Genomic DNA, 13,329 nt, shown 5'->3' with positions numbered 1-13,329 from the left:
GCATAGATACTTTAACTAATTTCTATTAACAATTATTTCACAAGATTATATAAATTTGAACAAAATGTTATATATATAACAATATGAAAACAGTTACGGAATGCGTACATCAAATTATAAGGCATCAACCTTTTTTAGAAGATGCTTTACAGCGAAACATTATTAACTTCAGTTCGCTGGCAATAGACTTGCAACCTACGGTAGAAAAAGAACTTCGTAAGTCCGTGAAGCCGGGATCTATTGTAATGGCTTTACGGCGTTATTTTCCCAAACCTGTTAAGCATATTAAAGGCATACGTAATCTTGGGGATATTGTCGTTAGATCAGGAATTACAGATTATACTTTTCTAAATTCAAATACCATACTGACCAGCCAGACCCAACTGCTACAGGCCGTAAAAGATAAAACTAACACCTATTTTACTTACTCCAGTAATTTTCAGGAAAGTAATATTTTGGTAAGTTCGGTGTTAAAACCCATTGTTGAGAAGCACTTTAGCAAAGAAACCTGTATAGCGGTAGCTGATGACCTGTCTTCTATATCCATTGCTTTACCCGAAGATAATTCAAAAACCGTAGGGCTTTATTTTTACATCTTTAAACTACTGGCATATGAAGGAATTCCTATTTTTGAAATCATTTCTACCTCTAATTTTTTTACACTCTTTTTAGAAAAAGTTTATGTAAATGATGCTTTTTTACTGTTGAATGAGATTAAGGAGTAATTGGTTTAAATATAAAATGCCTGATAATTAAATAGGCTCAAAATTTGAATTGCTCGTTAATTATATAAAGCTTTAGCAAACTATACTACTCAATTTGAAAATATCTTTAATTAGTATTACTTTAAATTGTTATAAATGTAATTAATTAAGAAGAGGTTTCTACATTTTTATATTTAATCTGATAATAATTATATTAGCATATTCAACAATCAAAATATTATATTGAAATGAAAAAATCAATTTTTCTATTTTTCACTTTCATCTTATCATACCAAATTTTGTTTACTCAGGAGGGTTCTCAGTGGCTACGTTTTCCGGCAATATCTCCGGATGGTAAAACTATAGCCTTCGGCTATCAGGGTGACATTTATACAGTACCATCTACCGGAGGAAAGGCTACTATTCTCACTATAAGCGATAGCTATGATCGCATGCCTATATGGTCTCCTGATGGTTCTCAAATAGCTTTTGCTTCAAATAGATATGGAAATTTTGATGTTTTTATAATGCCTTCAAAAGGTGGTATTTCCCGTAGATTAACATTCCATTCTTCTAATGATAGCCCTAGTGATTTTAGTCCTGATGGCAATTCTGTTTTATTCTCATCTTCACGTTTAGATTTACACACTAATCAACTGTTTCCTTCTTCTGTATTACCAGAGTTGTACCAGGTACCAACTAAAGGAGGTAGAGTACAACAAGTTATAACTACCCCCGCAGTTAATGCTAAAATTAGTAGGGATGGAAAGACAATACTCTTTCAAGATTCAAAAGGGTATGAAGATCCACTTCGAAAACATCACACATCCTCTGTTACCCGCGATATTTGGAAGTATAATATTGAATCGAAGACTTATACGCAATTAAGTATATTTAATGGAGAAGACGTAGATCCTGTTTTTGCAAAAGATGGTAATTCCTATTATTTCTTAAGTGAATCATCGGGTAGTTTTAATGTACATAAAGCAACCCTATCCGGAGGACCTTCTCAGCAAATTTCAAATTTTAGTACGCATCCGGTTCGTCATTTAAGTATAGCTTCAAATGGTATAATCTGTTACAGTTATCACGGTAGCATTTATTTGCAAGATGATACTGCTGAACCTCAACTTTTAAAGATCGATATACGTTCTGATTTACGTAACCTACCTGTTAAAACAGTTCCGGTAAATGACGGTCTTACTGAGTTTAGTGTTTCTTCAAATGGGAAAGAAATAGCATTTATCAAACGTGGTGAAGTATTTGTCAGTTCAATTAAAGACGGAACAACCAAACGAATTACAAACACTCCCGAACAAGAACGTGATGTATCTTTTAGTCCTGATGGAAAAACTGTACTTTATGCCGGCGAACGTGATGGAAGCTGGAATTTATATGAAACTTCAATAAGCCGTAAAGAAGAAAAATACTTTTTTAATTCGACAGTTTTAAAAGAGAAAATAATTCTTAATTCGGATTCTGAAACATTTCAACCAAGTTATTCTCCTGATGGTAAAGAAGTTGCTTTTTTGGAAGAACGCACCCATCTTAAGGTAATTAACTTAAAGAGTAAGGAAGTACGTGAGGTCATACCTGATAATAATAACTATTCATATTCAGATGGCGATCAATTTTATGAGTGGTCTCCGGATAGCAAGTGGTTTTTAGTAAACTATCTAAGAGAAGGTCAATGGATAGATCAGGCAGGTCTGGTCAAAGCATCCGGTAAAGAACCTGTTATCAATATAGCTCCTACCGGTTATGGTGCATACGCCCCGAGATGGATGATGGAAGGTAAAATGATTACCTGGTATTCAGCTCGAAACGGAATGAAGAATCACGGCAGTTGGGGAAATGAAATGGACTTCTACGGAATGTTTTTAACTAAAGCTGCCTGGGATAGTTACAACCTAACTGAACTTGAAGCAGAACTTATAGCTGAAGAGAAAAAAGAAGTAGATTCTGAAGATGAAAAAAAAGAATCAAAGGATAAGAAGAAAACCGAAGATAAAGAAAAAGAAGTTGACCCCATTAGCATTGAACTTGAAGGTCGAGAAGATCGAATTTCCAGATTAACTACTCATTCTTCACATCTAGGACCAGCCATTGTTTCAAAAGATGGTAAAACATTGTACTATTTAGCTAAATTTGAAAAAGGTTATAATCTGTGGCAAACTAACCTTCGAACGAAAGCAACAAAAATTCTTGCTTCTTTAAACGCACAAAGCGAAGGTGATATTGAGATGGGAGCTAAAGAAGAATTTCTCTATATTTTATCCGGTGGCAAACTAAGTAAAGTTGACCTAAAAAAAGGGAAAGTAGAAAGTATTTCGGTTAAAGGCGAAATGTCTCTTAATGAGATGTCTGAACGTGCATATCTGGCAGAACATATTTGGCGTCAGACAAAGAAGAAATTTTACCTTAAAAACATGCAGGGAGTAGATTGGGATTTTTATAAGAAAGCTTATTTTGCGAAACTCAAAGAAATAAACAACAACTTTGATTTTGCGGAACTAATGAGTGAAATGTTAGGTGAGTTAAATGCTTCTCATACCGGTGCATTTTATAGAAAGTCTGATCCAAATGGAGATCAAACTGCTTCTTTAGGAATTTTTCTAGATCCATCATACTCTGATAATGGTTTGAGGATTATAGAAATCATGGATAAAAGTCCGTTTAAAAATAAAAGTAGTAAAGCTAAACCTGGACATATCATAAAATCCATAGATGGTGTGATGATAGATAAAGATTTAAATTATTATCCACTTCTTAATCGAAAAGCTGGTAAAAATGTTTTAATAACTATATATGATCCTAAATCAAAAAAACAATGGGATGAAATAGTAAAACCTATTACTAATAGAAAATTACGTCAAATTCGTTACGAAAGATGGGTTAAGAATTGTAACCGTATTGTAGAAAAACTTTCTGAAGGTAAATTGGGATACGTACACGTGCAGGGAATGAATGATGAGAGCTTTAGAAAAGTATACAATGATGCGTTAGGGAAACATTATAATAAAGAAGGACTCATTGTAGATACTAGGTTTAATGGTGGGGGTTGGCTTCACGATGATCTTGCCACATTCTTGAATGGAAAGACGTATATGAACTTTAGGCCTAGAGATCAGAATTTAGGGTCAGAACCTCAATTTAAATGGAGTAAACCATCCGTTGTAGTTATGAGTGAAAGTAATTATTCTGATGCTCATATGTTCCCGGTTACTTATCAAGCCATGGGTATTGGCAAGCTGGTAGGAATGCCAGTACCTGGGACTGGAACAGCAGTATGGTGGGAAAAGTTACAAAACGGAATTACTTTTGGAATACCAATGGTAGGGATGCTTGATACTAAAGGTAAGTACCTAGAAAATCAACAACTCGAACCTGATGTAAAGGTTGCTTTAGACCCGGGTATAGTTATAACAGGACGAGATCAACAACTAGAAGCTGCAATTAAGACATTGTTAGAAAATTAATTTTTTAGATTTATACAAAAGTTGAATACTTAAAATAGTTTAAATATGAATTAATATTAAGTAAAAGTAAGACTAAAAATAGTAAAAATCAATGATATGGTTGAAAAGTACATTTATAATTAGTATATAAAATTGCTTTAACGTATTCTAAAATTGTTAGTGGGTAGCTTCCAATCGTTTGAGGGAATTTAAAGATGCATAAAGTATCCTTAAAAACTACAAATTTTAATAAAATTAGGAGTTGTAAGAGGTTCTGCTTAATTTACTAATAATGATTATTTATGATATAAACGGTTTGTATAGCAGAATTTACCCTAAATATCTAAAGGCAACCCAGCTTCATGAGATTCGTACACTTTTTCCAATATTTCAATATTTTTAATATAGGTAGCGATATCTGTTTCGAAAGGGCTTCCTGATAACAGTTGTTCTACAAAATGTTCTTGGGTATTAAATACACAATCCCCGGCAAAATTTCGGTTTTTGAACGTATAGTTATGTATAATTTCTTTTTCCCCAAGAGGTTGAATAGCTATTTTTCCATCTTCGTAAAGTCGGATGGTTCCTTTATTCCCTTCTAAGACTACCGCACCAAAAGTCAACCTAGTATCAATTGCCGTGCTTTCATTATAACGGTTGGCATCAATAAAACCCAATCCTTCGTTAGCAAAATCAAATTGTACCCAACTAAAATCCTCCCCTTTTATATTGGTATTCAGCCGTTTTAACCGGGCGTATACTTTGGTAATTTTCCCTCCTAAATAACGAAATACATCAATAAAATGAACCCCAGTCTCATACATCAACAATTGCTTCATTTCCCTAAAATAAGGCTGACGGTTCATATAGGCATCCTTCTGCCAACCATCTCCCATGCGTACCCTTAGATTTAGAGCGTGAATCTGACTACCAATTACATTTTGTTCAAGAAGTTTTTTTATTTCCCGGTACCAGGGCATAAACCTAAAGTTTTCATGAACCATCATTCTCACATTGTATTGTTCAATGAGATCAGCTATTTGTTGAGCCTCGTCTAACGAAGGTGCTAGAGGTTTTTGGCAAATGATATGAACCTGATGTTTCATTGCCAAACGGCAAATTTCTAAATGAGTTTGCGGCGGAGTGATAATATCGACGAAATCAGGTTGCTCTTTTATAAACATTTCCTCTATATCGTCATAAGCGTTTGTAAATCCGTAGGTTTTAACTGCATTTTCTGCTATTTCTTTATTTAAGTCGCAAACCGCCGTAATTTCTACATCTTCCAAACGTTTCCAGGCTTCAAAATGAAACTGGCTAAAATATCCCGAACCAATGCAAACTCCTTTTAATTTTGTCATGTGATTAATAGGTTGAGAAGTGTTTTTGCGGTTTCATATTATACCATAATATAATAGCAATGATATTTAATATGGCACCAACGATAAAAAAAGGAGTGGTCGATTCCGTCCAGGATTGTAGATAAGGAAATGCCAACGCAGTTAGAAATGCCCCGATATTTCCGGCCATGTTCATAGTTCCTGAAACTGCCCCGGAATTTTCTTTACCAATATCCACACAAAAAGACCATGAGGGTGGTAAAGTCATATCTGCTCCAAATATAGCAAGGCTTAAGAAAATAATAGCACCAACCACATTATTCATATATATACTACCGATCAATCCGATAGCAGCTAATAAAAATCCAAGGGATGCCGGAAAAATACGTGAGCGGTCCCAATTACCATTTTTAAAAATACGATCACTCATTGCACCAGCGGTCCAATTACCTAAAGCTCCGAAAATCAAAGGTATCGAAGTATAAAAACCCGCTTCAATGGTATCCAGGTTATATGCTGTTTTTACATGTGGAAATAGCCACGTCAAAGCAAAGAAAAAAGTGAAATTACTACAGAAATACTGCCCCATGGCAAGCCACATATTTTTTGACCGAAGCAAAATGGCCATACTGATTTTCTCTGTTGTTTTTTCGGTTTCATTTTGTTGTCGGGTTGCAATTATAAAATCTTTTTCATCTTCTGAAATACCGCTATGTTCTTCGGGATTATCTCTAAATAAAAGAAACCATGCCCCTGCCCAAACTACTCCGATACACCCTAAAATAACAAAAGAAGTACGCCATCCGAAATCATCGATCATCCAAGCAACGAGAGGCAACGCAAAGGCAGCTCCTAACCTTGAACCTGAGAAATTAATTCCGGTAACCAGACCTCTTTCTTGTAGGGGTATCCAACTATAAATTGCCCTAGACATCCCCGGAAAAGCCCCGGCTTCACCTGCACCGAATAAAAACCGGACAACCAAAAGCGAAATAAAATTCCAGGCTGCCCCGGTCAACGCAGTAAACCCTGACCAAACAGCTACAATGACAGAAAGTACCTTTCTAGGCCCCAACTTATCGGATAACATTCCCGACGGAGTTTGGAAAAAGGCATAACCCAAAGAAAAAGCTGCCAATACCCAACCCATTTGTTTATCATTTAAATTAAGCGTTCCCGATATAGGTTCTTTGGCAACCGAGATGCAAACACGGTCTATATAAAGTAAAAGTGCTAATAAAAAGGTGCCTAAAACCATAAAATACCTTCTTGGGAAATATTTTTTTTCGCTCATGATAATTTGTGAATTACATTATAAAGGGAATCACTCTCCCCTACATTACCCGGAAAAATGATATAGGGTAATTCGGGAAACTTGGCTTCACTACCCAATTGCCAAACCGGAACACCCTTAATGACCTGTCCAATGGTATTAGCTCTGGTTACCTTTAATGCTTTTACAGCAATATCGCTAGAAGTAATTCCTCCTTTAGCTAAAATATACCCGGGTTTATTTTTAAGATTTTTAATGATAGTTATTAAATTTCGGGACACTTGATTTACAATTTCCAGGCTTTCTTCCTTGGTATCGCCTTTTATTACTTCTCTTTCAGTATATAAAACCACGGTCTTTTTTTGTTCGATTTGATCATCAATTTTAGCACTGATTTTCCTTAATTCTTTTTCTACAGAAGTACTTTTTATCAATTCGGTTACATTAAGTTCTATAAAAAAAGCATCGGAATACTTTTTAAGATAAGTTAACTGCGCTGTAGTTTTTGGCACATACGAACCTACAACCACCAATCCTTTGGTTGAATTAGTTTTTGTAAAAAGTTCTTCCTTTTGAAGAAGCGGTTTTACCTCGATACCCGAAATAGCATTAACAAATGATGCGGCTGTTCTGAAGATAAAAGGACCTTTTGACCTTAAGCATGCCAAAGCGATTGTACTTAAGTCATTGTAAGAAGTAGCATTTATTATAAAATGATGCTGGTCTCCATTAAGGATATCACATACTTTCTCTATCGAATGATTCTGAATAAGATCTAAGCCCAAACTTTTAACTTCGTTAGTACTTATAGCACCATCGGTTTTTTCGGCTATCCATTCTTTTAAATTGGAAGACTTGTAACCAAAGGTATTATCCCTGGCAAAAGGGGTTTCGCCCGCCGGAATAAAGTCCTCACCTTCTTTAACGTAGTGGATATCATTAAAGGTATATCTTCCTCCTTCAAAAAAAGCCGGAATTAATAATTCTTTTGTACGGGTCCAACCTAATCCTTCAGCTAATGCAGTTACTTCATTAGGATAATGACCCCGTAAAGTAGAATCACTACGGCTGATTACCAATAATTTCTTATCGTATTTAACCGCCGCTTTTTTAAGTCGTTGCCCTATCAAAGTACCCAAAGCCTTAGCTTCTTCGGCCTGGAGGGCACGTGAATTCGTTAAAATAAAAAATACAGGACTTTTTACTACTTCATTTTCAATAACTTCTTCTGACCATTGGGTAACTACCGGAACATTATGAACGGTTTGAGTCCCAGTTGGGTCATCATCCAAAATGACGATAGTTCTTGGGTTTCTAAGAAGTTCTTTACGGATTTCTTCACGATTATCCTTAGATTTTTCTCCTTCTTGTATTGATTTTATAATTGCCTGGTCGGTCATTTGCATTTATTCTAAGGCAACGACTCTTGCCGGAGCACCATCGCCATTTTCTACTTTTAACGGCATAGCGATCAAGGTTATCTTTTCCTTTGATAGCTCTTCCAGGTTGGTTAAGCCTTCAATAATTACAATATCGTTTTTCATTAATAATGTATGGACTTCGGTAACTTCTTCCAGGTTATTGACATCAGCGACTGAAGGAGGCTCAACCCCTAACATATTTACCCCTTTTTTACCCAACCAATCTGCTAGTTCAGGACTAATTCTGGGAAGTCCGTCCCGGTAACTTTTGGTTCCCAATCTTTTACTCCATCCCGTATGTAAGAGAATACTTTGCCCCTTTTGAATTTTATCTTCAATAACTTTTAAATGACCAATCGTAATTAATTCTTGCGGCTGAATATGGGTTAAATCAACCACCCAGGTTTCCGATATAAGTCGGTTAACAGGAATGGTATCCATCGTTTGGTCGTTCACCTCGAAATGTAGAGGGGCATCCATATGCGTACCACTATGCGAATACAAATGCAAGGTCGTAGCATTCCATCCGTCCTGTTTCAAGGTTTTGGCTGGTTCAATGGATACGCCTGCCATGTTTTCATTGATAGATAGGGAGAGGTCAATAACTTTTTTATCGATCATTATAAATAGAACTAAACGGTAATCAAATTTGTAGCGCGGATAAACTCAACCACGCTATTTGCTACTTCAGTAGTAGTTGCCGTACCTTTCAGATCCTTCGTTAGATTTCCCTTAGAAGTCGTATGTTCTATACCCGCCATGATATCTTTTGCCGCTTCGGTTTCGCCCAAATGTTCCAACATAATAGCCGCAGACCAAATTTGTCCGATGGGGTTCGCTATATTTTTTCCTGCAATATCAGGTGCTGATCCGTGTATCGGTTCAAACATGGATGGAAATTCTTTTTCCGGATTGACATTTCCACTTCCACCCAGGCCTAAACTACCCATGATGGCACCACCCAAATCGGAAAGGATATCACCAAAAAGATTGGTAGTTAAAATAACATCAAAAATCTCAGGACGTAACACAAAACTTGCCGATGCGTTATCGATATACATTTTACTATATTCCACATCCGGGTATTCTTCGGCTACTTCAGCAATTACCTGATCCCAATAAGCTAGACTACTAATCAAAGTATTTGATTTAGTTACATTGGTAACTTTATGATTTCTTTTACGCGCCAGTTTAAAAGAATAATGAGCTACACGTTCGATACCAAACCTTGTAAAAATACTGGTATCCATTGCTACCCCTGCAGGTTCTTTGGCATGTAATATTTTACCACTTTGTACAAATTCGCCCTCATTATTTTCGCGAATAACTACAAAGTCAATATCTTTTTGTGTTTTATATCTTAAAGGACTATCCACACCCGAAAATAGTTTTACCGGGCGATAATTGATGTATTGCTGAAATGAAGTACGAACTTTAAAAGTATAATCCCTTGCAGGTAAAGTATCGTCAATTTCAGGGAGGCCAACGGCACCAAAAAAGATAGCATCAAAATTTTGCAATGTTTCTAATGCATCATCGGTCATAAATTTTCCATGTTGCTTGTAATATCCGGCACCAAAAGGGAACTCTTCTTTTTCAAGTTTAAATCCGAACTTTTTTGCTGCGGCATCAAGTACTGAAACGCCCGCAGGCACAATTTCGGCTCCTACTCCATCCCCGTTTACAACTGCAATTTTATATGTTTTCCCCATAATCAGGTTTATAATTTTAATAATTGCGCAATTTTGCGCATTGTAATTTATCTTAGTTTTGCCAAATATATTTATTTCAGATAATGAGTCATACATATTTTTGCTTTAATTTGCGCAAATATTTGCACAACTTTACTTTTGTAGATGAAAAAAAGCAAAGCAAGTTTAGGGGATATTGCAACTACTCTGGGGGTTTCTATTTCAACAGTATCTAGGGCGTTAAAAGGGCATCCCCGGATTGGAGCGATTACCAGAGAAAACGTCTTAAAGGTGGCAAGGGATTTAGGGTATATGTCTCCCGGTATGTTAGCGTTGGAAGTTAAGAAGCGAAGCAAGTTTATTGGTGTAATCATACCTAAAATTAACTATCACCTTTATGCAATGGCGATAAGCGGTATAGAAAAAGTGGCTGAAACAAGGGGGATGCATATTATTATTTGTCAATCGAACGAATCTCAAGAGAGGGAACAAAGCATTGTATACGAATTAATGGATCTGGGGGTAGCGGGAGTTATTGTTTCTTTAGCGAGTGAGACTACTGATTTTAGCCATTTTAAAGCCTTAAAACAAAGTAAAATTCCTCTTGTATTTTTTAATAGACAATGTGATGAAGTGGAAACGGATAAGGTAGTTATCAATAATTATAAAGCAGCCTGTAATGCAACCGAACATCTTGTTACCATAGGATGTAAAAAAATTGCTTATTTAGGCGGGCCTGAAATTCTTCAGATCAACCAGGTGAGAGCAGCCGGTTACGCATCTACATTACAAAAATATAATTTAAAACCCTATTCGGATTTTATGGTTTATAGTAGTTTTGATAGGGAAAATATTTTAAGTTCGGCTCGAAAATTACTGTATGCTCCTGAAACACCTGACGGGGTGCTGGCCTATAGTGATCAAATGGCTATTGGATTAATGGTTGCAGCAAAAGAACGGGGTTTAAAAATCCCAGAAGACCTTGCCATTATTGGTTTTAACAATGAACCGGTAGATGAACTTTTGGAACCATCTTTAACCAGTGTAGACCAACCGGCATTATTGATGGGAGAAGAGTCGGCTAATTTGATTTTTAAACAAATTGATTACCCGGAAGAAGGTTACATTAAAAAGGTTTTAAAGTCTTTTCTTGTAGTCCGCAATTCTACCAATCGGAATAAGGTTTGATGAATAGGTGCTTAATTTCTTATTTGAATTCATTAGTGTCCAATAAAAATTCAAGATCGCTATCATTTCTAGAACTAAAAATTAAGACTAATCATTGTACTATTGATATTCAATATAATTATAATCCACTTTAAAAAACAAATTACTTTTAAAAAAGTGAAAAAGCAGCCTCCAAATACTTTAAAGTTTGAAATCACCTTATTTTACTATGCTTTACAAACTTTTATTTTTACCGGACGCTAATGATGTTTTTTACAAAACAAACTATGAGATTTTTTAACGTAATTAAAAGTTGCTATATTATGAAGTTGTTTAAACTTTCCTTAATTGGCTGCAAAATGTTCTTTTTCCCTTACTTTTTATCATTTTTAAGTTCCGTAGCTACGGCTATGCAACTGAAAAATGATTTCAATTAAGCAAAAAATACCTATTTTTCGCTTCAATCAGAAAAGTTTAAACCACTTCTATCTATAGCTAAATAGGGTCTGCTGAGAAACTGTTTATCTATTGTTTTATAAGGCATTATAGTTATATTTAGGCAATCAAGTGCAAGGTTATTATGACAAAACATTCAAAAAAGCGTGCACCTACTCCCAAATATGTAAGTCAAAACCAGTTGGTTTTAGAAGGTTTTGAGAGTCCTTTTGAGAGAGAATTGAACCCTGCTAACCGTTGGGTTCGTTTGGCTAAGCTACTTCCTTGGGATGAACTGTGTTCCATTTATCGCAAACATTTTCCGGAAAAATCGACAGGCCGTCCTGATTTAAGCCCAAGGGTTGTCTTAGGGTCAATCATCATCAAACATTTATGCAATTTAGATGATAGGGAGACGGTTGACCAGATTTCTGAGAACATCTATATGCAGTATTTTTTAGGCTATTCTTCATTTAGTGATGCACCTGCGTTCGACCCTTCTCTTTTCGTAGAGTTCCGCAAGCGTCTTGGCCTGGAACAGATTAATGCTATTAACCAGCGAATTTTACAAATAAAACGAGAAGCAGAACAAATTAGAGAAAAAGGATCAAATGATGCAAGGGATGATGGTGAAGACCCACCTCACAAAGGGACTTTGATCGTTGATGCAACAGTTTGTCCACAAGATATAGCATATCCTACGGATCTAAATTTGCTCAATGATGCGCGCGAGAAATCCGAATCATTGTTGGATATTACCTATAAACTTTCCCCTTTAGAGACTAAACCGAGGAACTACAGGGAAAAAGCAAGGAAAGAATATCTAAAGACAGCGCAAAAGAAAAGAAAAACACATAAAGAGATACGGTCTGCTATAGGGAAGCAATTAAAGTATCTCCATAGGAATATACGTTCCATCGAAGGTATTTTGGATACCCTTGACCGGATCCCTTTCGATAGGCAAGAGTATAAATATTGGCTGGTCATCCAGGAACTCTACAGGCAACAAAAGTTGATGTACGATACTAAGACCAAAAGTGTAGACCATAGGATTGTGAGCATTCACCAACCCCATGTTCGTCCCATAGTGCGTGGGAAAACAAATGCAAAAGTGGAGTTTGGTGCCAAGATAAACATGGCACTGGTAGATGGTTTTTCATTTTTGGATGATACTAGTTGGGAAGCCTACAATGAGGGTACCAGATTGAAAGATTGTGTGGAGAAGTACCGAAAGCGGTTTGGTCATTATCCAAAGAACGTTTTGGTTGACAAAATATATTGTACCCGAGAGAACCGTAAGTACCTAAAAGAAAAAGGGATCAATCTCAGGGCCAAACCCCTTGGAAGGCCCTCCAAAAAGGCTTTGTCAAATCAAGTAAGCCCTGGGGAACGCAATCCAATTGAAGGAAAGTTTGGTCAAGCAAAGACAGCATATGGTTTAAACCGTATAAGGGCAAGGCTTGAAAATACCAGTGAGTCTTGGATTGCAAGTATCATATTAGTGCTCAACTTAGTCCATTTGGCTGAGGTGGCACTCTATTGGATAAAAGCAATCTTATTCAGTGAAAACTTTATTCAAAACCAAACCAATTCGATCATAAACTTGAAAATCAATGAAGGCTGAGTTTTTCAGCAGACCCTAAATAGATGCAGCAAGTTATTACCATTTTTCCATTTCCGGCACTAAAGAGCAAAAACTAACATTCTAGCTTATAGAATTTGAGTCCATACTTCGCTACGCTCAGCATGGACTCAAATAATTTGTTTATGAAAAGTGATGATCTACAAGGCGATTATATTTGAATCTACAAACGAACCCTTGTTCTATTAAAGTTATCTT

The 13,329-nt window shown here is 36.1% G+C and carries 9 protein-coding genes; 4 read left to right on the top strand and 5 right to left on the bottom strand.

The window, feature by feature from the left end:
- Positions 1-83 precede the first annotated feature (83 nt).
- Both NBT05_RS12575 and NBT05_RS12570 read left to right on the top strand, forming a co-directional pair.
- Positions 84-725: a hypothetical protein gene (locus NBT05_RS12575; RefSeq protein WP_265770201.1), complete on the top strand. Its 642-nt coding sequence runs from the start codon at positions 84-86 to the stop codon at positions 723-725.
- A 278-nt stretch (positions 726-1,003) separates the two neighbouring features.
- Positions 1,004-4,183 (top strand): S41 family peptidase, encoded by a 3,180-nt coding sequence (locus tag NBT05_RS12570; protein WP_265770200.1) that lies wholly within the window; start codon positions 1,004-1,006, stop codon positions 4,181-4,183.
- Between the two features lie 314 nt (positions 4,184-4,497).
- Here NBT05_RS12570 and NBT05_RS12565 read toward each other — a convergent pair whose 3' ends face one another.
- The 5 genes from NBT05_RS12565 to NBT05_RS12545 are packed head-to-tail and all read right to left on the bottom strand — an operon-like array spanning position 4,498 to position 9,908.
- Positions 4,498-5,523 carry a Gfo/Idh/MocA family protein gene (locus NBT05_RS12565; protein WP_265770199.1) on the bottom strand — a complete coding sequence of 342 codons (1,026 nt, stop codon included), beginning with the start codon at positions 5,521-5,523 and terminating at the stop codon, positions 4,498-4,500.
- Positions 5,524-5,527: 4 nt separating this feature from the next.
- Positions 5,528-6,796 carry an MFS transporter gene (locus NBT05_RS12560; RefSeq protein WP_265770198.1) on the bottom strand — a complete coding sequence of 423 codons (1,269 nt, stop codon included), beginning with the start codon at positions 6,794-6,796 and terminating at the stop codon, positions 5,528-5,530.
- Complete coding sequence (locus NBT05_RS12555) at positions 6,793-8,175, bottom strand: four-carbon acid sugar kinase family protein (protein ID WP_265770197.1); 1,383 nt, start codon at positions 8,173-8,175, stop codon at positions 6,793-6,795. Before NBT05_RS12555 ends, NBT05_RS12560 begins: the two co-directional genes overlap by 4 nt.
- A gap of 6 nt (positions 8,176-8,181) precedes the next feature.
- A complete protein-coding gene (locus NBT05_RS12550; RefSeq protein ID WP_265770196.1) occupies positions 8,182-8,817 on the bottom strand; it encodes a cyclase family protein in 636 nt (211 codons plus the stop codon).
- 11 nt (positions 8,818-8,828) lie between these two features.
- Entirely contained in the window at positions 8,829-9,908 is a 1,080-nt protein-coding gene (locus NBT05_RS12545; RefSeq protein WP_265770195.1) for an isocitrate/isopropylmalate dehydrogenase family protein, read from the bottom strand.
- 144 nt (positions 9,909-10,052) lie between these two features.
- Between NBT05_RS12545 and NBT05_RS12540 the strand changes: the two genes are divergently transcribed.
- Positions 10,053-11,075, top strand: a complete 1,023-nt coding sequence (locus tag NBT05_RS12540) for a LacI family DNA-binding transcriptional regulator (protein ID WP_265770194.1) — start codon at positions 10,053-10,055, stop codon at positions 11,073-11,075.
- A 559-nt stretch (positions 11,076-11,634) separates the two neighbouring features.
- Complete coding sequence (locus NBT05_RS12535; RefSeq protein WP_265770193.1) at positions 11,635-13,113, top strand: IS5 family transposase; 1,479 nt, start codon at positions 11,635-11,637, stop codon at positions 13,111-13,113.
- The last annotated feature ends 216 nt before the right edge of the window (positions 13,114-13,329 follow it).

Origin of the sequence: Aquimarina sp. ERC-38 (assembly GCF_026222555.1) — a bacterium.
In the GTDB taxonomy this organism is placed as follows: Bacteria; Bacteroidota; Bacteroidia; order Flavobacteriales; family Flavobacteriaceae; genus Aquimarina.
Note: the sequence above shows the minus strand (reverse complement) of the source record. Positions and strands in the feature narration are given on the sequence as shown.